The organism is Streptomyces sp. NPDC001920, assembly GCF_053594495.1.
Genome location: NZ_JBSFEP010000027.1, coordinates 44816 through 70632, shown reverse-complemented (window position 1 = coordinate 70632; position 25817 = coordinate 44816). Strand labels below are relative to the sequence as shown.

Sequence of the window (25817 nt, the reverse complement as noted above, 5' to 3'; positions counted from 1 at the left end):
CGCCTGCCCGCCGCCTGCCGACCGGAAGGACGACGGGACTTCGTGGACACGGCCCAGGACCTGCCGTTCGGATCATGCCTGCCTGACCCGAACCACAGACCCTAGTCGCGGACCGCCACGCGCTCCGCTTCCGCCTCCTTCAGGGTGGACTTGGCGACCACGACGCTCGGCTGCTGCCGGCTGCGGGCGCGCAGGCCGGTGAGCGAGATCAGCAGGCCCGCCACGGCGATCACCGTGATGACGACGAGGGCGGGCAGATAGCTGTCGAGGACGGCCTGCGGGGACGCCGGCTCCTCGGGCGCGTTCGCGGTCAGCACCGCCGTCACCACGGCCAGGAAGAGCGCGCCGCCCACCTGGACCGAGGTGTTGAGCAGGCCGGAGACCATGCCCTGCTCGTGCTCGTCGACGCCGCTCGTGGCCTGGACGTTGAGCGAGGGGAAGGTCAGCGCGAAGGCCGAGCCGACCAGCAGCATGGTGGGCAGGATCACCGCCGCGTAGACCGGGTCGAGGTCGATGCGCAGGAAGAGGAGGTAGCCGGCGACCATCAGGGCGAAGCCGATCGCTATCAGCCGTGCCGTGCCGAACCGGTCGATGACGGCACCGACCTTCGTCGCCGACAGCGCCACGAGCGCGCCCGCCGGAAGGAAGGCCAGCGCGGTCTGCAGCGCCGACCAGCCGAGCAGCTGCTGCATGTACAGCGTGACCAGGAACTGGAAGCCGATGTAGCTGCCGACGAAGGTCAACGCGCCCAGCTGGGCCCGCACCTGCGCCCCGGAGCGCAGCACACCGAGCCGGATCAGTGGGCTCGGGCTGCGCCGCTCGACGGCCACGAACACGGCCAGCAGCACGGCGACGGCGGCGAAGGACAGGACCGTGCGGGCCGAGCCCCAGCCGACCGCGGGCGCCTCGACGACGGTGAAGACGAGCAGCAGCATCGAGGTGGTACCGAGCACGGCACCGGGGATGTCGTAGCCGCCGTCCGACCGCTCGCGCTCGCTGCGCGGCAGCAGCTTCAGGCCGACGACGAGTGCGATCAGCGCGACGGGAGCCGGAAGCAGCATGGTGAGGCGCCAACTGGCCTCCGTGAGCAGGCCGGAGAAGACGAGTCCCATCGAGTAGCCGGTGGCACCGCAGGTCGTGTAGATGGCCAGCGCCCGGTTGCGTACCGGGCCCTCGGCGAAGGTCGTGGTGATGATGGACAGGCCGGCGGGCGCCGTGAAGGCGGCGGCCAGGCCCTTGACGAAGCGGCTGGCGATCAGCAGCGGACCCGAGTCGACCAGCCCGCCGAGCAGGGAGGCGAACGCGAAGACGGCCAGGGCCACCAGGAACACCTGGCGCCGCCCCAGCAGGTCGGCGGTGCGTCCGCCGAGGAGGAGCAGGCCGCCGTAGCCCAGGATGTAGCCGCTGACGATCCATTGCAGCGTCGAGGTGGACAGGCCCAGATCGGCGCCGATGGACGGCAGGGCGACGCCGACCATCGACACGTCCAGCGCGTCCAGGAACATCGCGGCGCAGAGCACCAGCAGGGTGCCCCACAGCCGGGGGGTCCAGCGGACCTCGGACGAGGGCGCCGCGGGATGGGTGAGCGGAGAGGTCATGCCGAGGACACTACATGCATGTGCATGAGATGCAAATGCATTTAATTCTGATGCAACAAAGTTTGTTTTCTGCTACGTTGCGCCCATGGCGGCGAAGAAGGCCGAACAGGCGCTCGTGGAACAGTGGCGGGACATCCTGGCGCTGCATGCGCGCACCCAGTGCGAACTCGACCGCGCTCTGCACCGGCACGGCCTGTGCGGCAGCGACTTCGAGGTGCTGGACGTGCTGGCCGGGGGCTCGTGCGCGTACCGCGTCCAGGAGATCTCCGAGCGCGTCCATCTGAGTCAGAGCGCGCTGTCGCGGCTGATCGCCCGACTGGAGAAGGACGGCCTCGTCGAGCGCGGTATGTGCCCGGAGGACCGCCGGGGCGTGAAGGTGGCGCTCACGGCGAAGGGGCGCACGCTGCACGGCGAGGTGCTGCCGGTGCAGCGCGCGGTGTTGGCGAGGATGCTGGCGAACTGAGCCGCACGGCCCCGGAGCCCGGCTCCGTGCGCCCGCGTCAGCTCCAGGTCACCGCCGAGTTCTCCCGCCACAGGGCGGCGATCGACGGGTCGCCGGACACGTGGGGGAAGGGCAGCCGGTTCCACAGCGACAGGTACAGCTGGGAGACGGGCCCGGCGATCTCGCAGTCGGCCCGGCCGGTGCCGTCCCGCTCGGCCACCGGCGGCTCCTGCGACAGCCGTACGGTCCACACGGCGCCGTCGGTGTCCGTCGCCCGCACCCTCAACACCCGTGGCTCGGCGCTTCGGACGCGGCTCTTGGGCCGGGCGTGGAAGGCGCGCAGCAACTCGTCGACGCCGTCCGTCGCGAAGCCGGGGTCGATCTCGCTCGGCGTCCCACCACGCGCCGTCTCCGCGTCGAAGCGGTGCACGGTCGTCTCGTGCGCCTGTCTGCGGGCCCAGAACGCGAGCGGCGACGGGGCGGGCAGGAAGTGCCAGCACCGCACGTCGGCGGGGGCGTCCGCGAGCGTGCCGACCAGGTGGCGGTGCCCCTGCCGGAACCAGCTGAGCAACTCGGCCCCGTCGAGGTCGGGCAGCCCGCCGTCGGGGTGGTAGGAGGTGTGGCCCTCGGCGACGAACGCGGCGGCCCACCGGTGCACCATCCCCGTGTGCCGCAGCAGGTCCCGCACCTGCCACTCGGGGCAGGTCGGCACCTTGGCCTCCACCCCGGCCTCCTCGGCGGCCGCGGCCAGCAGCAGGCCCTCACGATCCAGGGTTCGAACGAAGTCGGCTGTCTCCATGGGGCGAGTGTGCCCGACACGGCTCGGTCGAGGGGAGGGCCCGAGTGTGCGCGGGGCCCACGGTTCAGGACCGGAGCGCGAACAGGCAGAACTGAGTCGTCGCCCTCCACGTCGGCCAGGACGTGGTGGTCGTCGTGGCGGGTGACGACGGTCGCGCCGAACCCGACGAGCCGGACGGCCTCGGTCTGCAAGGCATCCGCGACCAGGTCGAGCCGGAGGCGGTTCTTGGCGCGCTTCGGCTCCGGCGCGAGTGGGCACCGCCGGCGCGGACCGCCGCCGCGCGACTCGACCAGGACCGTCGGATCGTCCTCCGGGCCGGTGATGCCCTGCGCGCGCAGGCGCGCGAGATCGGAGCCGTCGTACGGGGCGACCGTGCGCATGCCCGCCCGCCTGCCACGGGTCAGGGGTGGGTGGTCAAGTAGCCGCCCATCGACGTGAAGTACTCGGTCGCGGGGAGTTCGCGGCCGTCCTCGGTGCGTACCCGCGTGATGGCGAGGCCGTGGTTGCGGCCCGTGCGGGCGTCGGCGCCGGCGACGATCACCACGCCCTCGCCCTCGCGGTAGAAGATGCGCCCGGGGGTGCCGCCGTACCGTCCCTCGGAGACGACCGCGGCCAGGACGTCGAGGCGCCTGCCCTTGTGGAAGGTGAAGGCGCTCGGATACGGCTCGGACTGAGCCCGGATCAGGCGCTCCAGATCCGCGGCGGGCCACGTCCAGTCGATACGGCTGTCCTCGATGGACCGCTTGTGGAAGAAGCTGGCCTCGGAGCGGTCCTGCTTGGTGAACTCGGTCTGCCCGGAGGCGATCAGGTCGAGCGCGCCGATGGTGACCGGGGCGATGAGGTCGACGGTCCTGTGGAAGAGGTCGGTCGCCGTGTCCGTCGGTCCGACCTGCACCGATTCCTGGCGCACGATGTCGCCGGCGTCGAGCTCGTCGTTCATCATGTGCGCGGTGACGCCCACTTCGGGCTCCCCGTTGATCAGCGCCCAGATCAGGGGGGAGAAGCCGGCGTACTTCGGCAGCAGCGAGTCGTGCACGTTCAGGGTGCCGTGGCGCGGCAGGTCGAAGATGCGCGGCGGAATCCAGGTACGCCAGTTGTTGGCGACGATGATGTCCGGGTCCGCCTCCTTGAGGCGCGCGAACAGCTCGTCGTCGTCAGGTCGGTTGCGGATGACGACCGGTACGCCGTTCTCCTCGGCGAGGTCGGCGACCGAGTCGCTCCAGATCTTCTCGTACGCGTGCTCGCTCTGGGGGTGTGTGACGACCAGGACCACGTCGTGCTCGGAGTCCAGGAGGGCTTGCAGGGTGCGATGCCCCCAGGTCTGGTAGCCGAACATGACGACCCGCATGGGGATCCTCCTTGAGGCAGGGATTGGCCGTGATCAGTAAAGCAAGGCTTACCTAAGTGGTCAACGGGTCCTGCTTGTAGGCGTGTTGGGAGCGGGAGTCGGCGACGGGTGTCCGCTTTGCCTATGGACAGCCTCGCGGGATGAGCTTAGCCTTACCTAAGTTTGGGCCGTGGCTCTTCGGCGTGCCCACCTTCCGTTCTTCCAGATGCTCGACCAACGGCTGCCCGACTCCACAGGGCCGCCGCCGCACGATGGGAGTGACATGGCACAGGCTCGTCCTGGCGAGGCCCCTTTGATCCACGACCTCATTGGTATCGGCTTCGGGCCGTCCAACGTGGCCATGGCGATCGCGCTCAACGAGCACAACGCACGCGTCGGCAGGCAGGAAGCGGTCACCGCTCACTTCTTCGAGCAGCAGCCGCGCTTCGGCTGGCACCGCGGCATGCTCATCGACGACGCGACCATGCAGGTGTCCTTCCTCAAGGACCTGGTGACGCTCCGGAACCCCGCCAGCGAATACAGCTTCCTGTGCTACCTCAAGAGCAAGGGGCGGCTGATCGACTTCATCAACCACAAGAACCTCTTCCCGCTGCGGGTGGAGTTCCACGACTACTTCGAGTGGGCCGCCGGCAAGGTCGACGACATGGTCTCGTACGGTCATGAGGTCGTCGGCGTCATGCCCGTCACGCGCGACGGCGTCGTGGAGTACCTCGACGTCACGGTCCGGTCGGGGGAGGGACTCGCCGTCCACCGGGCCCGCAACCTGGTCCTCGGCACCGGTCTGCGGCCGCTCATGCCGGAGGGTGTCGAGCGCGGCGACCGCCTCTGGCACAACTCCGAACTGCTCGCGCGAGTCGACGAGTTGACGGGGACCGCACCCTCCCGGTTCGTGGTCGTGGGCGCCGGCCAGAGTGCCGCCGAGAACGTCGCCTACCTCCACCGGCGCTTCCCGCAGGCCGAGATCTGCGCCGTCTTCTCCCGCTACGGCTACAGCCCCGCCGACGACAGCAGCTTCGCCAACCGGATCTTCGACCCCCAGGCCGTCGACGAGTTCTTCACCGCGCCGGAGAGCGTCAAGCGCCGGCTGATGGACTACCACGGCAACACCAACTACTCCGTGGTGGACATCGACCTGATCGACGACCTGTACCGGCAGATGTACCAGGAGAAGGTCCTCGGCACCGAGCGGCTGCGCTTCCTCAACGTCTCCCGGCTGACCGGCGTCAAGGAGACCGCGGACAAGGTGCGGGCCACGGTCACCTCCCTCGTCACAGGCGAGGAGACCCTCCTGGACGCCGACGTCGTCGTCTTCGCCACCGGGTACAGCCCCGCCGATCCCGTCGGACTGCTCGGCGAGGTCGCGGACCGCTGCCTGCGCGACGACGAGGGCCGGGTCCGTGTCGAACGCGACTACCGCATCGCCACGGAACCCGACCTGCGCTGCGGCATCTATCTGCAGGGCGGCACGGAGCACACGCACGGCATCACATCGTCCCTGCTGTCCAACACGGCCATCAGGGTCGGCGAGATCCTGGACTCCCTGCTGGACCGGGGCCTGAAGTCCGCCGCCGACGCGGCCCGTTCGCTCGCGGACGGCAGACCGGTCGCCGACGGAACCGGAACCACCGCACGGTAGTCCGCCCACCCGTTCAGCCGCCCCATCTCGCCACGCCTGGCCGGCGGATCCCGTCCGGCGGGCGTGGCGGCACTGATCAAAGGGATAACGTACGTCCACATGGGCACGACTGCAGTTGAGCGCCCCGCGTCCAAGGCCACAACACCGGCCCGTCGGCGGCGAGTTGTGGGTTTGGGCATCCTGGTGGTGGTCCTTGCGGCCGCGGCGGCGGCGTCATTGGCCGTCGGTGCGCGGGCGTTGAGTCCCGCCGAGGTGTGGCACGGGCTGTTCGCGGCGCCGGAGGCGGATCAACGGCTCACCGAGATCAGGCTCATCGTGCAGACGGTCCGGGTGCCCCGGACGGTGCTGGCGGTCGTGGCGGGCGTCGCCCTCGGTGTCGGCGGGGCGCTGATCCAGGGGTACACCCGCAACCCGATCGCCGACACGGGTCTGCTCGGGGTGAACTCCGGGGCGTCGTTCGCCGTGGTGACGGTGATCGCGGTGTTCGGGCTCTCCAACCCGTTCCAGTACATGTGGTTCGCCTTCCTGGGAGCGGGCCTCGCCGGTGTCGTGGTCTTCGGGCTGGCGAGCATCGGCCGGGGCTCCGGCAACCCGTTGACGCTCGCCCTGGCCGGCCAGGGCGTCACGGTGTTCCTCGCGGCGATGACCGTGGCCGTCGCGCTCTCGGACCAGAAGTCGCTGAACGCGCTGCGGTTCTGGAACGCGGGCTCGGTGGCCGGTGTCGGATTCGGCGTCATCGGGCCGGTGACCGTGTTCATCGTGGCCGGACTGGTGCTGGCGCTCACCACCCTGCCCGCCGTGAACCTGCTGAACCTGGGTGACGACGTGGCACGTGGGCTCGGCGTGAACATCGCGCTGACCCGGATCGTCGGCATCACCGCCATCACCCTGCTGGCCGGCGCGGCGACGGCGGCGTGCGGCCCCATCGCCTTCCTCGGACTCATGGTGGCCCACGTGGCCCGGTATCTGACCGGGCCGGACTACCGCTGGCTGGTGCCGTACGCAGGCCTGCTCGGCGCCGTCATCCTGCTGGTCTGCGACATCGTGGGCCGCCTGGTGGTGCGGCCCGGCGAGTTGGACGCCGGCGTCCTCGTCGCCCTTCTCGGCGCCCCGTTCTTCGCGGTTCTGGTGTGGCGCGGAAAGTTCAAGAACGCATGAGCGGGGCGGAAGTGAAGCCGAACGAGGCGGACGTGAAACCGAACCGGGCGGACGACGGGACGTCGTTGACGCCGGGCGTGCGACTGGGCCGCCTGTCGTTCGTGTGGCGGCCCTGGATCGTCCTGGTCACGCTGCTGCTGGCGGCGGCGACCTTCCTGCTCTTCAGCGTGTCGATCGGCGTCGGGGACTTCCCCATCGGTCTGCCCCAGGTCATCGCCACCCTCCTCGGCGGGGGCGAACAGGTCGACGAGTTCGTGATCATGGATCTGCGGATGCCGCGCGCGCTGGCCGGTCTCGTCGTGGGCGTCGCGCTCGGGGTGTCCGGCGCGCTCACGCAGTCCATCGCCCGCAATCCGCTGGCCAGTCCGGACATTCTCGGGATCACCAGCGGCGCCAGCGCGACCTCGGTGTTCCTGGTGACGGTCTCGGGCGGGGCCGCGGCCGCGGTCGCCGACTCCGTGGGCCTGTCCGCGGCGGCGCTCGTGGGCGGCCTCGGCACGGGTCTGCTGGTCTACTTCCTGGCCTGGCGGCGGGGCGTCGAGGGCCTGCGGCTCATCCTGATCGGCATCTCGGTGAGCGCGGTGATGGAGGCGATCACGACCTGGCTGTTGGCCACGGCCGACATCCGGGACGTGGCCCAGGCCCAGGCCTGGCTGGTCGGCTCGCTGGACAACCGGTCCTGGGACGAGGTTCGGGTGGCGCTCTGGGGCGCGCTGGCTCTGCTGGCCGTCGTGACCGCGGTGGCCTTCCAGTTCAAGCCGATGCATCTCGGCGACGACGTCGCCGCCGGCCTGGGCGTCCGTTACTCGGCGGTGCGGGCCGTGCTGCTGCTGTGCGCGGTCCTGCTGGCCGGCGTGGCGGTGAGCGCTGCCGGTCCCGTTCCGTTCGTGGCACTGGTGGCGCCCCAGGTGGCGATGCGGCTGGCACGGTGTCCGACGCCGCCCATGGTGGCGTCCGGTCTGGTGGGCGCGCTGCTGCTGATCGGCGCCGACCTGGTCGCGCGTACGGCACTGCCCGTCAGTCTCCCGGTCGGTGTGGTCACCGCGGCGATCGGCGGCCCCTTCCTCGTCTATCTGCTGGTGCGGGCGAACCGCAGATAGCTGGTCCAGAAGTCGGCAAGCCTGAACAAGGGGGCCTTGTGGTCACTCAGTCCATCACCGGGGTCGAGTCCGCGGTCGGTGACGCCTCACGGCTGGCAGCCAGGGGCGTCACGGTCGGGTACGGCGCTCGCACCGTCATCGACGAACTCGACGTGGCGATACCGCCCGGGGTGATCACCACGATCATCGGCCCCAACGGGTGCGGTAAGTCGACGCTGTTGCGGACGTTGTCGCGGCTGCTCAAGCCGACCAGGGGGACGGTCGTGCTCGACGGCGACGACATCGCCAAGCTGCGGACCAGGGACGTGGCGAAGAAACTCGGTCTGCTGCCGCAGGCGCCGGTGGCGCCGGAGGGTCTGACGGTGGCCGACCTGGTCGCCAGAGGCCGTCACCCGCACCAGAGTTGGCTGCGGCAGTGGTCCTCGGACGATGCCGACGTCGTACAGCGCGCGCTGGCCATGACCGGTGTGGCCGACCTCGCCGACCGCCCGGTCGACACGCTCTCCGGCGGGCAGCGTCAGCGCGTGTGGATCTCGATGACCCTGGCCCAGGGCACCGACCTGCTGCTGTTGGACGAGCCGACGACCTACCTGGACCTCGCCCACGCGATCGACGTGCTCGACCTGGTGAACGACCTGCACGAGTCGGGCTGCACCGTCGTGATGGTGCTGCACGACCTCAACCTGGCCACCCGCTACAGCGACCACCTCGTCGTGATGCGGGGCGGTGCCGTCCTCGCGCAGGGGCACCCCCGCGATGTGATCACGGCCGAGCTGCTGCACGAGGCGTTCGGACTGCGGGCCAAGGTGATCGACGACCCGGTGGGCGACCGGCCCCTCATCGTGCCCATCGGTCGTACGCACGTTCAACTCGCCTAGTTCACACTAAAGTTATAGATATTAGGCTAGGCTAACCTTACTGCCCTGCGGTACGGTTTGGCTGCCCTCAGACGGGGTGCACACAGCGCGAAGAAGCAAGGGGATTCCGGATGCTCCTCCACAGAACGACGCGTACGAAGCCCTGGCGGCGAGTGGCGGCGATGCTGTCCGCCGTGACGCTCGGCGTCGGCCTCCTCGCGGGGTGCGGCTCCGACTCGGACTCGGCGGACACGGCGAACGACAGCAACAACACCGCCGCGGCCGGCGCCTTCCCGGTCACCGTGGAGCACGCGTTCGGAACCACGAAGGTCGAGAAGGCCCCGCAGCGGGTCGTCTCCGTCGGCTACACCGACGACCAGACCATCCTCGCGTTCGGCATCAAGCCGGTCGGCATGACCGACCAGTACCCGAACCCGGCGGGCCAGAGCCCCGACATCAACACCCAGTGGCCCTGGGTGAAGGACAAGTGGGGCGACACCAAGCCCGAGGTCATCATGAAGAACGGTGACTCAGGACCCAACTTCGAGAAGATCGCCGCCCTGCGCCCGGACCTGATCGTCGCGGTCTACTCCGAGATCGACCAGGCCGCCTACGACAAGCTCTCCAAGATCGCGCCGACGGTGGCCCGCACCAAGGCCGAGAAGGAGCCGTTCAGCGCCCCCTGGCAGGACAACGCCCTGCACATCGCCAAGGCACTCGGCAAGGCCGAGGAGGGCGAGCAGATGGTCAAGGACATCCAGGGCAAGCTCGACGCGGCCAAGAAGGACCACCCGGAGTTCGCCGGCAAGACCGCCGTCGCGCTGTCCTGGTACGAGAACTCGGTGGCCCCGTTCACCTCGACCGACGTGCGCGGACGGCTGCTGTCGGGCATCGGCTTCACGTACCAGACCGAGATCGACAAGGTCGCGGACGGCAGCTTCTACACCAAGCTCTCGCCGGAGCGTGTCGACCTGGTCGACGTCGACCACATCTTCGTCATCAACGACAAGGCGGACACCGAGGCGCTGAAGAAGTTCAAGCTCTTCGCCAACCTGGACGCCGTGAAGAAGGGCAACGTGTCCTACCTGCTCGACAGCGAGGGCCCGGCGGTCGGCGCGGCCATCTCCCAAGGCACCCTGCTGTCCATGCCGTACGCGATCGACGAGCTCGTCAAGTCGGCGGCCGGCTGACGATGACGCTCACCATGTCCTGTCCCCGGCTCGCCAAGGGTGCGGTGTGAGCGCGACCCACACCCGCGTCGCCCCGGCGAACCTGCGCACGGCGACCGGACGCGAGGCCACCCGGTGGGTCGCCACGCACTGCCGCGAGGTGCCCTGGCTGACGACCGCCACCGTGCTCACCACGGTGGCGGGAGCAGCGCTCCAGGTGCTTCCCGTGCTGCTGCTCGGCCGGGTCGTCGACGGCGTGGTGGAGGGCGAACCGCGTTCGATCCTGGTCACCATCGGGGTGTTGATGGGCGCCGCCGCGCTGCTCGGCGCGGCGGCCACCGCGGTGTCGACCTACCTGATCGGCCGACTGGGTGCCGATCTGCTGGCCCGGCTGCGCGAGGGCGCCGTCCGTGCGGTGCTGGGAATGCCGAGCGCACGGATCGAACAGGTCGGCCGCGGCGACGTCCTCTCCCGGGTCGGTGACGACGTCGCCGTCATCTCCAAGGGCATCCGTACGGCCGTGCCCACGGTCTTCTCGGCGGGTGTCCTGGTCGCCATCGCCACGGCCGGCATGTTCGGGCTGGACTGGCGGCTCGGCCTCGCGGGCGCCGGTGCGCTGCCCGCCTACGCGCTGGCGCTGCGCTGGTACCTGCCCCGGTCCGCCCCGCTCTACCAGAAGCAGCGGGTGGCCCAGGCGGACCGCGCGCAGGCGCTGATCAGCGGTCTGAACGGGATCGACACCGTCCGGGCGTACCGTCTGGAGGAGTCCTTCCGTGAGAAGGTCACCCGCGAGTCCTGGCGAGTGCGCGACCTCGGCATCGAGGTGTTCCGGTTCTTCGGCCGGTTCGTCGGCCGGGAGAACCGCGCCGAGTTCATCGGGCTGGTCCTGATCCTCGTGGTCGGATACGCCCTGCTGGAGGCCGACGCCGCGAGCCTCGGCGAGGTGTCGGCGGCCCCGCTGCTGTTCCACCGGCTGTTCACCCCGCTGGGCCTGATCATGTTCACCTTCGACGAGGCGCAGAAGTCGGGCGCGAGCCTGGCCCGGCTGGTCGGGGTGCTCGGGGAGGACACGGAGCGCCGGCTCGTCGGCGACCCGGCCGTCGCGCCGGCCGACGACGCGCCGCACGCGGTCGTCGTGGAGGGGCTGACATTCCGTTACCCCGGCTCGGACGAGCCGGTGCTGAGGGACGTCGACCTGACGATCCCGGCCGGCGGATCCCTCGCGCTGGTCGGCGCCACCGGGGCGGGCAAGACCACCCTGGCCGCGCTGATCGCGGGCATCGGCACCCCGCAGTCCGGGTCGGTGCGGATCGGGTCGACCGACCTCGCCGGTCTGGACGAGGCGGGGGCGCGGGCGCTGGTGAGCATCCTGACGCAGGAGACGCACGTGTTCTCCGGTCCGCTCGCCGACGATCTGCGGCTGTCCGCGCCGGACGCGACCGACACCCAACTGATGGACGCCCTGCGCACGGTCGGGGCCGACGAGTGGGTCGAGGCGCTGCCCGAGGGGCTGAACACGGCCGTCGGTGAGGGCGGTGAGCGCCTGGACGTCACCAAGGTCGCCCAGATCGCCCTGGCCCGGCTGGTGCTGGCCCGGTCGCCGGTCGTGGTGCTCGACGAGTCGACCGCCGAGGCCGGCAGCGAGGGCGCCGCCGAGCTGGAACGGGCGGTGCTCGCCGCCTGCGCGGGCCGGACCACCCTGTTCGTGGCCCACCGGCTGACCCAGGCGATGGCGGCCGACCGGATCGCCGTCCTGGACGCGGGCCGTGTCGTCGAGCAGGGGACCCACGAGGAACTGGTGGCCCTGGGCGGCCGGTACGCGCGACTGTGGCAGGCATGGCGCGAAGGTAGTTAGGTAAGCCTAAGTCGGTGCTTGCTTTCGTTTCCCTGAAAGGGTGCTGAGTCTTCGATGATGGAACCGAGTGCTCGTCTCGTACGGCTTTCCCCCGCCCGCCTGGCCGGCGTACGCAGGCGCACCAGCGACTATGCCGACCGGACCATCACCGAAGCGTGCGCCATCGGTCTGTCGTACTGGGCGACGGGCCTGGGCTGCGACGGCATCGACCTCACCCCCGGCACCCTGTTCGCCGACGTCCTCGGCTGGGTGGACAACGGCGGTGCCGCGCCCGCCGGCTGGGCGGTCGGCGCGGACGGCCGGAGCATCAGCGTTCCGGACGGGGTCGAGCCGGCCGACGCCCAGCTCGCGCTGGACGACCTGGCCGACTTCCCCGACCGGCCGCTCGGCACGATCGGTCCGTCCGACATGACCACGAGGCTCCGGGAACTGGCCGAGTGGAACGACACCCACGCCGAGCGGGCCCGCCCGACCATCGTGGAGATGTTCCGCGAGCAGGCACGCACCAGGCCGGACGCCGTCGCCGTCGTCGACGAGCGCCGCTCGCTGACCTACCGTCAAACAGCGGAACTGTCCAGTCAGTTGGCGCACCACCTGATCGAACGCGGTCTCACCGCCGAACAGGTCGTCGGCATCTCACTGGGCCGCTCGGCCGACATGGTGATCGGGCTGCTCGGTGTGCTGCAGGCAGGGTGCGCGTTCGTGCCGCTCGATCCGCAGTGGCCCGCCGCACGCCGGGCCGTCGTCATCGAGGACGCCCGGGTCGTCGTCCAGCTCAACGCCTCGGGCGAGCACGCGGCGGGCGAACCGGAGGCGGTGGCCGTCGACCTGGACGACTGGCGCCACGGCTCCCACCCCACGCAGGGCACCGGGGTCACCGTCCACGGCGACGCCCTCGCCTACGTCATCTTCACGTCCGGCTCGACCGGACGGCCCAAGGGCGCGATGATCCGGCACGAGGCGATCAGCGAGCGCCTGCTGTGGCAGGTGCACGAGATCCTGGGCTTCGGCCACGACGACGCCTCGCTGTTCAAGGCGCCCCTGTCCTTCGACATCTCCATCAACGAGATATTCCTGCCGCTGGTGTCCGGCGCCCGACTGGTGGTGCTGCGGCCCGGCGGCGAACGCGACCCCCACCACCTGCTCAGCGTGATCGCCGAGCAGCGCGTCACCTTCACCTACCTGGTGTCGTCCATGCTGGACGTGCTGCTGGAGATCGCCGGCGACTCGGACCGGCTGGACAGCCTGCGGCACGTGTGGTGCGGCGGCGAGGTACTGACCCCGGAGCTGTACGAGAGGTTCCGCACCAAGCTCGACATCCCCATGTACCACGGCTACGGCCCGGCCGAGACGACGATCGGCGTCTCCCACGTCATCTACCGGGGCGCCGCCGAACGCCTGTCGACATCGATCGGCAAGGCCAACCCCAACACCCAGCTGTACGTCCTGGACGACGAACTGCGCCCCGTCCCGGTCGGCGTCGGCGGCGAACTCTACGTGGGCGGCTTCCTGCTGGGCCGCGGCTACGTCAACGCGCCCGGCCTGACGGCCTCCCGCTTCGTCGCGAACCCCTTCGCCGACGACGGCTCCCGGCTGTACCGCACCGGTGACCTCGCCCGGTTCGCCCCGGACGGCTCGCTGGACTTCCTCGGCCGCGCCGACAACCAGATCAAGATCCGCGGCATGCGGCTGGAGATCGAGGACGTCGAGGTCTCACTCGCCGAGCACCCCGCGGTCCGGCACACCTGCGTCGTCGCGAAGAAGAACACGGCCGGCGGCACCTACCTCGTCGGGTACGTCATCCCGGCGGCCGGGAGCGAGGACCTGCGGGCGGACCAGGTCAGGGCGTGGGCCGCCGAGCACATGGTGGAGTACATGGTGCCCGCCCACATCGTCGTGATGACGCGGTTCCCCCTCACCGCCAACGGCAAGCTCGACCGCAACGCGCTGCCCGAGCCCACGGTCACGACGGGCACGCTCGCGCAGCCCACCACCGACGCCGAACGCGCGGTGTGCGCGGCCGTCGCCTCGGTGCTGCGGCTCGAAGCAGTCGGCGTCGACCAGGACTTCTTCCAACTCGGCGGCGACAGCATCCTCGCCATCTCCCTGCTGAGCGCGCTGCGCGACGCCGGGCTGTACGTCACCGCACGGCAGATCTTCACCCACAGCACGGTCGGGGCACTGGCGGCCGTCGCGAGCCGTGAGGACGTCACCGCCGCGGACCACCGCGACGTCGCCACCGGTGCCGTCGTGGGATCCCCCATCGTGCAGTGGCTGGGCCGGACCACCGACGCGATCGACGGCTTCGTGCAGTCGGTCGTCCTGAACACCCCGCCGGAACTGACCGCCACCGCTCTCGACGCGATCCTCACCGCCGTGGTCCGCCACCACGACATGCTGCGCGCCAGGCTGGTGCGCGGCGACCACTGGAGCTTCGACATCCCGGAGGCGGAGGGCGCCGTCCTCGGATGGCAGGAGAGCGACCGGCCGCTGGACGCCTGCGTGGCCCTCGCCACCGAGGGGCTGGACCCGGAGCGCGGAGTGATGCTGCGCGCGGTCTGGCGCCGCGACGCACGGCAGTTGGTCCTGGTCGCCCACCACGTGGTGATCGACGGAGTGTCCTGGCGGGTCCTCATGGAGGACCTGGCGACCGCGTGGCGTCAGTTCACCGCCGGCACGCCGATCGAACTGCCCCCGGTGGGCACCTCGTTCCGGCGCTGGACGCAGCTGCTGGAGCGCGCCGCGTTCGACGCCGACAGCTCCTACTACCGGCGGCCCCTGCCGGGGGACGACCAGCCGGTGGGCCGACGCGCCCTGTCCGAGTCCGACACCGTCGCCGGCGAGCGGCTGCGTACCGTCTCGGTCGGCCCCGAGGTCACGGCAGCGCTGCTCGGCGAGACCCCGGCGAAGTTCCACGCGGGTGTCAACGACGTGCTGCTGACCGGGCTCGCCGTCGCCCTCGCCCGGTGGCGCCGCGATCTCGGGCAGGACCAGACGTTCGCGCACATCGAGCTGGAGGGCCACGGCCGAGAAGCACAGTTCGTGGCGGCCTCCGCCGGCTTCGAACCCCGCCTGGCCAGGACCGTCGGCTGGTTCACCACCCTGTTCCCGGTGACCGTGGACCCGGGCGCCGCCGCCGACCTCACCGCACCCGAGTACCTGACCGCCGCGCTCAAGGCGGTCAAGGAGGACCTCGCCCGGGTGCCGGACAACGGCGTGTCCTACGGGGCCCTGCGCCACCTGACCCACACCGAGTTCGACGCGCCGGCCCCCCAGGTGCTGTTCAACTACCTCGGCCGCTTCGACGCCGGTTCCAGCGAGGACTGGCAACTCGCCCGCACGACGGGCCAGCTGGGCGAGCGACGCGACCCGCGGATGCGCCTGCCGCGCGCCCTGGAGTTCAACGCGATCGCCGAACCCGCCGCGAGCGGCGCCTACGAACTGGTCACCACCATCTCCTGGCCCGACGGCATGTTCACCGACGAGGACATCACCACCCTCGGCGGCTACTTCCGTACGGCCCTGACCCAACTGGCCGCCCTGGACCCCCGGGGTGGCCACACCCCCAGCGACTTCGCCCTCGTCCCGCTCACCCAGGCGGACGTCGACGCCCTGGACGGCCCGGCGCTGCGGGACATCCTGCCGCTGACCCCGCTGCAGGAGGGCCTGTACTTCCACTCCGTCTTCGACGACGACTCCGCCGGCGCCTACGTCGAGCAGCAACTGCTCACCCTGGACGGCGAGGTGGACGCCGACCGGCTCGCGGCGGCGGCCACCCGGCTGCTCGCCCTCTTCCCGAACCTGGCCGCCCGCTTCGTGGCCCTCGCCGACGGCCGCGTGGTGTCCGTACTGGAGAACGGCGTCGAGGCGCCCTTCACCGCGGTGGACCGCCCCGGCATCACCGACGACGAGATCCGCGCGTACGCCGAGCAGGACCGCCGTACCGGATTCGACCTGGCCACCGGCCCGCTGATGCGCTACACCCTGATCCGCCGCGGCCCCGGCCGAGCCGCCGTCCTCGTGCAGACCGTCCACCACATCATCGCCGACGGCTGGTCGGTGCCGCCCATGCTGCGGGCACTGCTGGCCGAGTACCACGCGCCGGGGACCGTGTACCCGGTGGGCGGCTTCTCCGATTACGTCGGCTGGCTCGCCGGACGCGACGACGAGGAGAGCGACCGGGTCTGGGGTGCCGAGCTGGCCGAGTTGCCCGGCCCGTCCCTGGTCGCCGAGGGGCACACCCCGTCCGACCGGTTCGCCGACACCGCGGTCGACCCGGGCGCCGACACCGACATCGACGCGGCCGCCCGCTCGGCCGGAGTACCGCTGAGCGTGGCCGTGCACAGCGCCTGGGCGGTGACCCTGGGCGGCATCCTGCACGGCACGGACGTGGTCTTCGGCTCCACGGTCTCCGGGCGCGACGCCGACGTGCCCGGCATCGAGGACATGGTGGGCCTGTTCATCAACACCATCCCCGTACGCGCACGCTGGACCCGTGACACCACGGCCCGGGAACTGCTCGCCTCGGTGCGCGCACACCAGAGCGCGGTGCTGGCTCACCAGCACGTCTCACTGGCCAGGATCGGCCGCCAGGCCGACGCCGGCTCCCTGTTCGACACGCTGGTGGTGTTCGACGTCGCCACCGATGTCGAGGGCCTGCGGCGGCCCGGTGACACGCTGGCCATCAGCGACCTGGTCAACGAGGGCGCTCCGCACTACCCGCTGACCCTGGTGGTGGAGCGCGCGCTCGACGGCCGTCCGCGGTTCAACCTGATCTACGACGGAGAGCTGCTGCGGGAGACGAGCGCGCGGGCCCTCCTGCACACGTTCACCTCGGTGCTCACCGCCCTGCTCACCCGGCCCGACGCCCCGGTCGACGAACTGGCCGCCGCGGGCGACCGACGCCCCGAGCGGATCACCCCGACGACCCTGGGCGCCCTCTTCGACGCCGCCGCGCGCCGCGACCCGTCCGCCACCGCCGTCACGCAGTGCGCTCTGGACGGCGCCACCCGGTCCCTGACGTACGGCGAACTGGCCGCCCAGAAGACCGAGTTGGCGTCGATTCTGCGCGCGGCGGGGGTCGGGCCCGGCAAGCGGGTCGCCGTCGCCGTGCCGCGTTCCCCGGAACAGGTCGTCGCCCTGGTCGCCGTCGTCAGCGCGGGCGGCGCGTACGTACCGCTGGACCTCGCGTACCCGGACGAACGCCTGGAGTACATCCTTACCGACTCGGCCCCGCAGGTCGTTCTCGTGGACCGCGAGCAGCGCGACCGCTTCACGGAGCTGCTGGAGCGGACGGACGTCCGGGCCCGTGTGCTCGTGCAGGGGGAGGAGCCGCCGGCCGCACCCGGCGCCGAGCCGGCCCCCGAGGCCGGCTGGCACACCCCCGCCTACGTGATCTACACGTCCGGGTCGACCGGCCGGCCCAAGGGCGTCGTCGTCCCGCACTCCAGCGTGGTGACCCTGCTGGCCAACACCCGGCCGGACATGGAGTTCGGCCCGCACGACGTCTGGGTCCAGTTCCACTCGTTCTCCTTCGACTTCGCCGTCTGGGAGCTGTGGGGCGCGCTGGCGCACGGCGCGGAGCTGCTGGTGCCGGAGTACGGGCTGACCCGATCCCCGGTCGACTTCCACCGGCTGGTCCGTGAGCGCGGGGTGACCGTGCTCAACCAGACCCCGTCGGCCTTCTACCAGTTCGCCGAGGCGGACCGGCTCACCGACGAGCCGCTGCCCGCCCTGCGCCGGATCGTGTTCGGCGGCGAGGCGCTGGACCTCGGCCGGCTGCGCGACTGGGTCGAGCGACACGGGACCGGCTCGCCGGAGCTGGTCAACATGTACGGCATCACCGAGACCACCGTCCACGTCACCCACCGGGTGCTGACCGACGACGACTTCTCCTTCGGCGACGACGTCAGCCCGATCGGCGGTCCGATCCCGGGCCTGGTCACCCACCTCCTCGACGACCGGCTGCGGCCGGTGCCGCCGGGGCAGGTGGGCGCCATCTACGTGGCCGGAGACCAGGTGTCGCTCGGCTACCTGGGCAGAACCGCGCTGACCGCGAGCCGGTTCGTCGCGAACCCCTTCACGGGGGACGGCTCCCGGATGTACCACACGGGCGACCTCGCCCGCCGTACGCTCGACGGCGAGCTGGAGTTCGTCGGCCGCGCGGACGACCAGGTCCAGCTCAAGGGCTTCCGCATCGAGTCCGGCGAGGTGGAGTCGGCGATCAGGGAGCTCGACGGCGTGGTCGACGCCGCCGTGACGGTGGCCGCCGGCGGCGATCACCTGGTCGCGCATGTGGTGGGCCGGATACCCGCCGACCTCACCGCGCTGCTGTCGGCGAAGCTGCCCGCGCACATGGTCCCGGGCCGGGTCCTGCCCGTCGACGCGCTGCCCCTGACGGTCAACGGCAAACTGGACCGCAAGGCCCTGGCCGCGCGGGCCGCGCGGGACGACACGTCCGTGGGCGAACCCGGCGTCGCCGGGAACGGCACGGATGCCGCCGTGAGCGACTCGGCGCTGGAGGCACTCGTCGGCATCTTCGCCGAGACACTCCCCGGTACCCAAGTGGACGGTGACACCGACTTCTTCCGGGCCGGCGGGGACAGCATCGTCGCCATCACGGTGGTCAACCGGGCACGGGCGCTCGGCCTGACGATCGCTCCCCGGGACGTGTTCCTGCTGCGGACACCGCGCGCACTCGCCGAGCACGTGGCGACGCGTACCCCACGAGCCCCGGTGCCGGCCGGCCGCCACGAGGACGGACCGATCATGGCGACGCCGATCATCCTGCGCCAGCGCGAACTGGGCGGCTCACTCGCCCGGTTCGCCCAGGCAAGGACGCTGGTGGCACCGCAGGGCACCGGCTTCGCCGACGCCGAACGCGCCGCGAACGCCGTAGTGGCCGCCCACCCGGCCCTGCGGCTGCGGCTGCGCGTCGAGCACGGCGTGTGGGCGCTCGGCACCGAACCCGCCCGGGAGATCACCGTCGTACGGCCGGACCCGGCCACCGACGCCGCGGCCGCCGCGAACGAGGCCGCCGGACGGCTCGACCCCGAGTCCGGGGACGTCATCGCCTTCGCCTGGCTGGAGCCCAGCCGCACCCTGGTGGTCACCGTGCACCACCTCGCCGTCGACTCGGTCTCCTGGCTGATCCTGTTGGACGACCTGGCCGCCGCCCTGCGCGGGGAGCCCCTCGCCCCACCGACCACGTCGTACGCCGCATACGCCGAAGCCCTGGCCCTCGAGTCAGGCCACGCGGTCGACGACCTCGGACACTGGATCACCACGCTCCAGGCGCCCCCGCTGCTCCCCGCCGTCGAGGGATCGCGCCACGCCACCGTCGTCCTCCCGCCCGAGGCGACCGACCGCGTGACCCGCACCGCCCCCGCCGCGCTCGGCATCGGCCTCACGGAACTGCTGTGCGGCGCCCTGCGCACGGCACTCACCCGGATCCAGCCCGCACCCACCGACCTCGCGATCGAACTGGAACGGCACGGCCGCGTCCCGGCACGGGAGCACCACGACTACACCCGTACCGTCGGCTGGTTCACCTCCATCGCGCCCGTACGGCTCACCGCCCACACCGACCCCGTCGCGGCGGCCCGCGAGGTCGCCGAACGCCAGCCGGACGAGTACGCGCACGTCGCCTACGGCCGGCTCAGGTACCTCAACCCGCAGACGGCCCCGCTGCTCACCGCCCGCCCGCAGGTGCTGTTCAACTACCTCGGCCGCGGCAGCGAGGCACAGGCGGTGCGCATCACCGGCGGCGACCAGTGCAGCCCGTACGCCGTCGAGGTCAACGCCTGGCTCGACGAGGCCACCGGCAGCCTGTGCGCGCACTTCACGCTCGCCGACGGCGTCCCGGACGCGCTCACCGAGCACTGGCGCGGCGCGCTGGAAGGCATCGCGGACGCCTGCGCCCTGGCCGAACGCACGGCCCCGGTCACCCCGCTCCAGCGGGGCCTGTTCTTCCAGGCCCAGATGGCCGGTTCGGCCGGCCACTACGTCGCGCAGAGCTGGTTCACCTTCGACCGGCGCCTGGACACCGACGCCCTCGCCGACGCGATGGCGTACGTGATCGCGCGGCACCCGGTGGTGGGGGCAGGCTTCGGCACCGACGCCGACGGCAACCCCGTCCAGGTCCTCAGGGCCGGGCGACGGGTCGACGTCCGTACGACCGAGCTGTCGACGGACGCCGAGGTCGACGCCCTGCGCGCGCGCGACCGCGACACGGGGTTCGACCCGGGTGAACCGCCGCTGATCCGGCTGACGGTGGTACGTCTGCCCGGCGACCGCGACGGTCTGCTGCTCAGCTACCACCTGCTGCTGTGGGACGGCTGGTCCCGCGAGATCGTGCTGCGTGACCTGTTCGACGCCTACCGGGCGCGCCTTTCGGGCGAACCCCTCGACCCCGTACCGGCCTCGCCGGGCTTCGAGGACCACGCCCGGGCGCTCGCCGCCAAGGACCTCGCCGTATCGGAACGCTTCTGGGCGGAGCACCTGGCCGGCCTCACCGGCCCCACCCTGCTCGCCGGACCGGCGCCGGTTCTGTCGGACGACCTTCCACGCGCCCTCGTGCACACACTGTCCGCGGAGCGGTCGGAGCTGCTCCGGACTGCGGCAAAGGCCCACGGCGTCACGCTGAACTCGGTCCTGACCGGCGCCTTCGGCCTCCTCCTGGGCGCCCGCACGGGCCGCAGCGACGCGGTGTTCGGCGTGACCGTCTCCGGCCGGGACGGGGAAGGGCTGTCCGACATCGTCGGCGTGCTCCTCAACACGGTGCCGATGTGGACGCGGGCCCGGCCGGACGACACCGTCCGCGACTACCTGTCGGCCGTGCAGTCGGCCCGGGTCGACGCCATGGAGCACGAGCACCTGGGGCTGGGCGAGATCCAGCGGGCCAGCGGACACACCACCCTGTTCGACAACCTCTTCGTGCTCCAGAACTTCCTGGACCTGGACGCGTTCGCCGAGATGAACGCCCGGCACGGCATCACCTCGGTGAAGGCCGACGACTCCACGCACTATCCGTTCACCTGGGTCGTCACCCCCGGCGACCGGCTCACCGTCAAGCTGGAGTACCGCGACGAGGACACGGCGGGCGCCCGACGCCTCCTCGACGACTACCTGCGCGTCCTGGAGGACCTCGCCCGGGCGACCGGCCCGGTCGGCGCGCTGCCGGGCCTGGGGCCGGTGCCCTCGCGGGGCGAGCGCACGGACATCGGGACGGACACCGTCGTCGACCGCTTCGACCGGGCGGCGGACCGCGCCCCCGAGCGGGTCGCTCTCGTCGCCGACGGCTCCACCATGACCTTCGCGGGGCTGCGGGACCGCAGCCGAGCGGTGGCGGGCGTGCTCGCCCGGCGCGGCATCGGGCCGGAGACGACCGTGGGTCTCGCCGTCCCGCGCTCGCTCGACTCGATCGTGGCGCTGTTCGCCGTGCTGCGGGCCGGTGCCGCGTACGTGCCGCTGGAACTGGATCACCCGGACGAGCGGATCGCCGCGATCGTCGAGGACTCCCGTCCGGACGTGATCCTCACCGTGAGCGCCGTGTCACCCCGGCTCGCCGCCCTGCCCGGTGACCTGATCGAGCTGGACCGCCCGCTGCCCGAGGCCGAGCCGTTCGTGACGTTCACGCCGGACGACCCGGACCGGCTGCGGCACCCCGCGTACACGATCTACACCTCCGGGTCCACCGGGAAGCCCAAGGGCGTGGTGACCGAGTACGCCGGGCTCACCAACATGCTGGTCAACCATCAGCGCCGGATCTTCGAACCGGTGCTGGCGGAGCACGGCCACCGGATCTTCCGCATCGCGCACACCGTCTCCTTCGCCTTCGACATGTCGTGGGAGGAGCTGCTGTGGCTCGCCGACGGGCACGAAGTGCACATCTGCGACGAGGAGTTGCGCCGTGACGCGCCCCGCCTCGTGGAGTACTGCCTGCAGCACGGGATCGACGTCGTCAACGTGACCCCGACCTACGCGCAGCAACTGGTGGCCGAGGGCCTGCTGGACGACCCGGAGCGCCGGCCTCCGCTGGTGCTGCTGGGCGGGGAGGCCGTCACCCCGACGCTGTGGCAGCGGCTCGCCAGGACCGAGGGCACGGTCGGGTACAACCTGTACGGGCCCACCGAGTACACCATCAACACCCTCGGTGTCGGCACCTTCGAGTGCGAGGACCCGGTGGTGGGCGTCGCGATCGACAACACGGACGTGTACGTGCTGGACCCGTGGCTGCGGCCGCTGCCGGACGGTGTTCCCGGCGAGCTGTACGTGTCGGGCATCGGCATCGCGCGCGGCTATCTCGGGCAGCCCGCCCAGACCGCGCACCGGTTCGTGGCCTGCCCGTTCGGCGAGCCCGGTGAACGCATGTACCGCACCGGCGACCTGGTGGTCCGTCGGCCCGACGGCAACCTGATGTACCTGGGCCGCACCGACCAGCAGGTCAAGATCCGGGGCCACCGGGTCGAACTCGGCGAGGTCGAGGCCGCGTTCGCGGCCCACCCGGCGGTGCGGTTCGCCGCCGCGGTCGCCCAGCCCGACCCGCAGGTCGACGGGGCGTACCGGCTGGCCGCCTACCTCGTGCTGGACGGCGCGGACCTCGCGGCGGTCGCCGCCGAAGTGGGCGGCGCACTGCCGGACTTCCTGCGCCCGACGCACTACGCCCAGGTCGACGGCATCCCGCTGACGGTGAACGGGAAGGCCGACACCAGGGCGCTGCCGGAGGCCAAGCCGCTGGGCGCGCTGACCACGGTGGGGGAGCGGGGTCCGCAGACGCAGACCGAGACCGTGGTGTGCGAGTTCTTCGCCGAAGCACTGGACCTGGACGACGACGAGGTGAGCGCGGTGAGCGACTTCGTGTCCCTCGGAGGACACTCCATGCTGGCGGTACGGCTGATCGGGCTGCTCCGCCGCGAGTACGGTCCCGTGATCAGCATCCGAGACCTGTTCACCCTGCGCACCCCGGAAGCGATTGCCCGCCACCTCGATGACAACTCCTGACACGCAGCGGCCCCGCACGGGGTCCGACATCCTCCGTACCGCTCTGCGCCGCAACGTGGGCGCCATGGCCGGCGGCACCTTCCTCATGGGCCTGTACCAGGCGGGGGAGACCGCCTTCCCGATCGCCCTCGGCATGATCGTCGAGCACACGATGCGGGACCGGAGCCCCGGCGCCCTCGGCCTGTCCGTCGCCGCCCTGGCCGTGATCATCACGACGGTGTCACTGTCGTGGCGGTTCGGGATGCGCATCCTTCAGAAGGCCAACACGACCGAGGCACACCGCTGGCGGGTGCGGGTCGCGGCCTGCGGCCTGCAGCCCGTGGCCCGGGACGTCGACCTGAAGTCCGGCGAGGTGCTGACCATCGCCACCGAGGACGCCGACCAGACGGCCGACATCATCGAGGTGGTGCCACTGCTGGTCAGCTCGCTCGTCGCGGTGCTGGTCGCCGCGATCGCGCTGGGCATGGCCGACCTCCGGCTCGGGCTGCTGGTGATCGTGGGGACCGTCGCGATCCTGTCGATCCTGAGCGTGATGTCCAAGCGCATCGGAGCCAGTACGCAGGAACAGCAGGCCCGGGTGGCGCGGGCCGGCGCCAAGGTCGCCGACCTGATCATCGGCCTGCGCCCGCTGCACGGCTTCGGCGGCAACCACGCGGCCTTCCGGTCCTACCGGGCGGTCAGCACGGAGGCGAAGCACCAGGCGGTCACCGTGGCCAAGGTGAACGGCGTGTACGCGGGCACGGCGCTGGCCCTCAACGCCGTCCTCGCCGCGGCGGTGACCCTGACGGCGGGCGTGCTGGCGTTCGACGGCCGGATCAGCATCGGGGAACTCGTCATGGCCGTGGGGCTGGCGCAGTTCATCATCGAGCCGCTGAAGATGTTCTCGGAGATGCCCAAGTACGTGATGATCGCGCGCGCTTCGGCCGAGCGCATGGCGTTGGTGCTGTCCGCGCCGCCGGTGATGACACCGGGTGCCGAACGCCCGGCCGCGGGAGGGGACCTGGAGATCGACGGCGTCAGCCACGCAACGCTGCGCAAGCTGACATTGCGTGTGTCCGCCGGGGAGTTCGTGGCGATCGCCGCATACCAGCCGCGCGCGGCGGCCGACCTCGCGGCGCTCCTGGCCGTGCGCGTCCCGCCCGGCGCGTACGAGGGGGAGGTGCGGGTCGGCGGGCGTGCGCTCGCCGACCTGTCGATCGAGGCGGTCCGTGCGCATCTGCTGGTCAACCCGTACGACGGGGAGATCTTCGCGGGCACCCTCCGCTCGAACATCGACCCCTCGGGCACCAGCCGGACGGTGGCCGAGGCCGTAGAGGCGTCCATGCTGACCGACGTCGTCGCCCTGCACCGCGAGGGACTCGACTACGCCGTCCGCGACCGCGGCGCGAACCTCTCGGGCGGACAGCGTCAACGGCTGTCCCTGGCACGCGCGTTGGCCGCCGACACCGACGTCCTGGTCCTCCACGACCCGACGACGGCCGTCGACGCGGTCACCGAGCAGCTCATCGCGCGCAACGTCGCGAAGCTGCGCCGGGGCCGCACCACGCTGGTGATCACCAGCAGCCCGGCCCTGCTGGACGCCGCGGACCGGGTCCTCGTCCTGAACGACGGCGTCATCACCGCCGAGGACACGCACCGCAACCTGCTCGCGGGCGACGAGGACTACTGCCTGGCGGTGGCGCGCTGACCCCGCGAGGCGCTCGCGGGGTGGTGTCCGGGCCCGTCCGGATCCGGCTGTCCGAGGGCCCAGGCGACGTCCCTGAGCAGCGCCTGCCGCCAGCCCGCCCGGTCGTGGCCGGACGCCGAGCGCGACACCCGTACGGTCGCACCGGCCTGCTCGGTCAGGGTCTCGGTCAGCTCGCAGTGGGGCAGCATCCGCCTCTCGTGCTCCCCGACGTCGAACGCGACCCGCAGACCGGTCAGGTCGGGCCCCTGCCGCAGCCGCGCCGCCAGGGCGCCGCCCACCGGCCCGCCCAGCGGATCCGCCTGCCCCAGGGCGTCGGGCGTCCACCAGAACGACCCCGACTGGCACGCGACCCGGGACACCAGATCCGGGAACTCCAGGGCCGCGTACATGGCACTCAGCCCACCGAGGCTCTGACCGGCGACCACCAGCCGGTCCGGCTCGGCCCGGACGCCGGATTCCGCCACCAGCGGCAGCAGTTCGTCGCGGACCGCCTCCCACAGCTCGGGCCGGCAGGCGAACTCGGCCTCCCTGTCCCGGGCCGGGAGGAAGACGAGCGTGACGGCGGGCATCTCGCCCGCGGCGACGGCCGAGTCGAAGGCGGTCATGGCCGGGTGGAGATACAGCCAGTCGTCCCCGTCGAGCAGCAGGACCACCGGTCCGCCGCCGCCCGCCGGATGGACACGCACGGTGCGCCGCCCGCCGAGCCGTGCACTGGCCCAGCGGATCCGGGTGCGGGGGACGGGCAGCACGTCGTCCGCACCGACCAGCGGCCAGTGCGGCTGCTCCGGGGCGTCGGGGGTCGCGGCGACGGACCGGTCGCCGCCGGCGCCGGCCGGGTTGAACGGGTCGGCGTACGCCGCGTCGTCCACGACGAGCTGGTACGTCACCCGCAGTCGCGCGGGCATGCGCACCTGCGCGTACCAGCAGTCCGTGTCGCCGTACCGGCGCAGGGGTACCGGCGCCGACCAGCTCTCGAAGGCGATGCTCGCCGCGCAGCCGCGCCACAGGAAGAGGGTCAGCCAGCCGCCGTCGTCGGTCGGCACCGACGCGGGTGTCCTCGCCGCGGCCCAGAACTCGGTGGTGCCCGGTGCGCCGGGCAGACCGAACGCGTCGAAGGAGATCTCCGTATCGGCCAGGCGCATGAACGTCTCCTTGTGAGGAAAAGCG

At 71.6% G+C, this 25817-nt stretch carries 13 protein-coding genes and 1 pseudogene; 9 read left to right on the top strand and 5 right to left on the bottom strand.

From position 1 onward, the window contains the following. Window positions 1-101 precede the first annotated feature (101 nt). On the bottom strand, window positions 102-1598 hold the full coding sequence (locus ACWCPI_RS34555) for an MFS transporter (protein ID WP_451041904.1): 1497 nt from the start codon (window positions 1596-1598) through the stop codon (window positions 102-104). Window positions 1599-1683: 85 nt separating this feature from the next. Between ACWCPI_RS34555 and ACWCPI_RS34550 the strand changes: the two genes are divergently transcribed. Continuing rightward, window positions 1684-2061 (top strand): MarR family winged helix-turn-helix transcriptional regulator, encoded by a 378-nt coding sequence (locus tag ACWCPI_RS34550; protein ID WP_451041903.1) that lies wholly within the window; start codon window positions 1684-1686, stop codon window positions 2059-2061. Window positions 2062-2098: 37 nt separating this feature from the next. Here the strand turns inward: ACWCPI_RS34550 and ACWCPI_RS34545 are convergent, their stop codons facing one another. The 3 genes and pseudogenes from ACWCPI_RS34545 to ACWCPI_RS34535 form a co-directional block, all read right to left on the bottom strand. After that, window positions 2099-2839, bottom strand: a complete 741-nt coding sequence (locus ACWCPI_RS34545; RefSeq protein WP_451041902.1) for a maleylpyruvate isomerase family mycothiol-dependent enzyme — start codon at window positions 2837-2839, stop codon at window positions 2099-2101. A gap of 158 nt (window positions 2840-2997) precedes the next feature. Further along, window positions 2998-3219, bottom strand: a pseudogene (locus ACWCPI_RS34540) (VOC family protein); the annotation flags it as partial. Window positions 3220-3239: 20 nt separating this feature from the next. Then, window positions 3240-4187 (bottom strand): methionyl-tRNA formyltransferase, encoded by a 948-nt coding sequence (locus ACWCPI_RS34535; RefSeq protein WP_451041901.1) that lies wholly within the window; start codon window positions 4185-4187, stop codon window positions 3240-3242. A 262-nt stretch (window positions 4188-4449) separates the two neighbouring features. Here ACWCPI_RS34535 and ACWCPI_RS34530 point away from each other — a divergent pair, with 262 nt between their 5' ends. The 8 genes from ACWCPI_RS34530 (at window position 4450) to ACWCPI_RS34495 (ending at window position 24650) form a co-directional block, all read left to right on the top strand. Beyond that, window positions 4450-5823, top strand: a complete 1374-nt coding sequence (locus ACWCPI_RS34530) for a lysine N(6)-hydroxylase/L-ornithine N(5)-oxygenase family protein (protein ID WP_451041947.1) — start codon at window positions 4450-4452, stop codon at window positions 5821-5823. Between the two features lie 99 nt (window positions 5824-5922). Beyond that, window positions 5923-6981, top strand: a complete 1059-nt coding sequence (locus tag ACWCPI_RS34525; protein ID WP_451041900.1) for a FecCD family ABC transporter permease — start codon at window positions 5923-5925, stop codon at window positions 6979-6981. Next, window positions 6978-8081, top strand: coding sequence for a FecCD family ABC transporter permease (locus ACWCPI_RS34520; RefSeq protein ID WP_451041899.1), 1104 nt, complete (start codon window positions 6978-6980; stop codon window positions 8079-8081). The genes ACWCPI_RS34525 and ACWCPI_RS34520 overlap by 4 nt, the downstream gene beginning before the upstream one ends. A 38-nt stretch (window positions 8082-8119) precedes the next feature. Beyond that, the gene (locus ACWCPI_RS34515) at window positions 8120-8959 is read left to right on the top strand and encodes an ABC transporter ATP-binding protein (protein WP_451041898.1); all 840 of its coding nucleotides are present in this window, start codon (window positions 8120-8122) and stop codon (window positions 8957-8959) included. A 110-nt stretch (window positions 8960-9069) separates the two neighbouring features. After that, entirely contained in the window at window positions 9070-10128 is a 1059-nt protein-coding gene (locus tag ACWCPI_RS34510) for an iron-siderophore ABC transporter substrate-binding protein (protein ID WP_451041897.1), read from the top strand. A 46-nt stretch (window positions 10129-10174) separates the two neighbouring features. After that, window positions 10175-11962 carry an ABC transporter ATP-binding protein gene (locus ACWCPI_RS34505; RefSeq protein WP_451041896.1) on the top strand — a complete coding sequence of 596 codons (1788 nt, stop codon included), beginning with the start codon at window positions 10175-10177 and terminating at the stop codon, window positions 11960-11962. Between the two features lie 54 nt (window positions 11963-12016). Then, the gene (locus ACWCPI_RS34500; protein WP_451041895.1) at window positions 12017-22963 is read left to right on the top strand and encodes an amino acid adenylation domain-containing protein; all 10947 of its coding nucleotides are present in this window, start codon (window positions 12017-12019) and stop codon (window positions 22961-22963) included. Continuing rightward, window positions 22950-24650 (top strand): ABC transporter ATP-binding protein, encoded by a 1701-nt coding sequence (locus tag ACWCPI_RS34495; RefSeq protein WP_451041894.1) that lies wholly within the window; start codon window positions 22950-22952, stop codon window positions 24648-24650. The genes ACWCPI_RS34500 and ACWCPI_RS34495 overlap by 14 nt, the downstream gene beginning before the upstream one ends. On the opposite strand, the gene ACWCPI_RS34490 is transcribed toward ACWCPI_RS34495, so the two are convergent. After that, a complete protein-coding gene (locus ACWCPI_RS34490; protein ID WP_451041893.1) occupies window positions 24626-25792 on the bottom strand; it encodes an alpha/beta hydrolase-fold protein in 1167 nt (388 codons plus the stop codon). The two genes, ACWCPI_RS34495 and ACWCPI_RS34490, sit on opposite strands and share 25 nt — an antisense overlap. Window positions 25793-25817 lie beyond the last annotated feature (25 nt).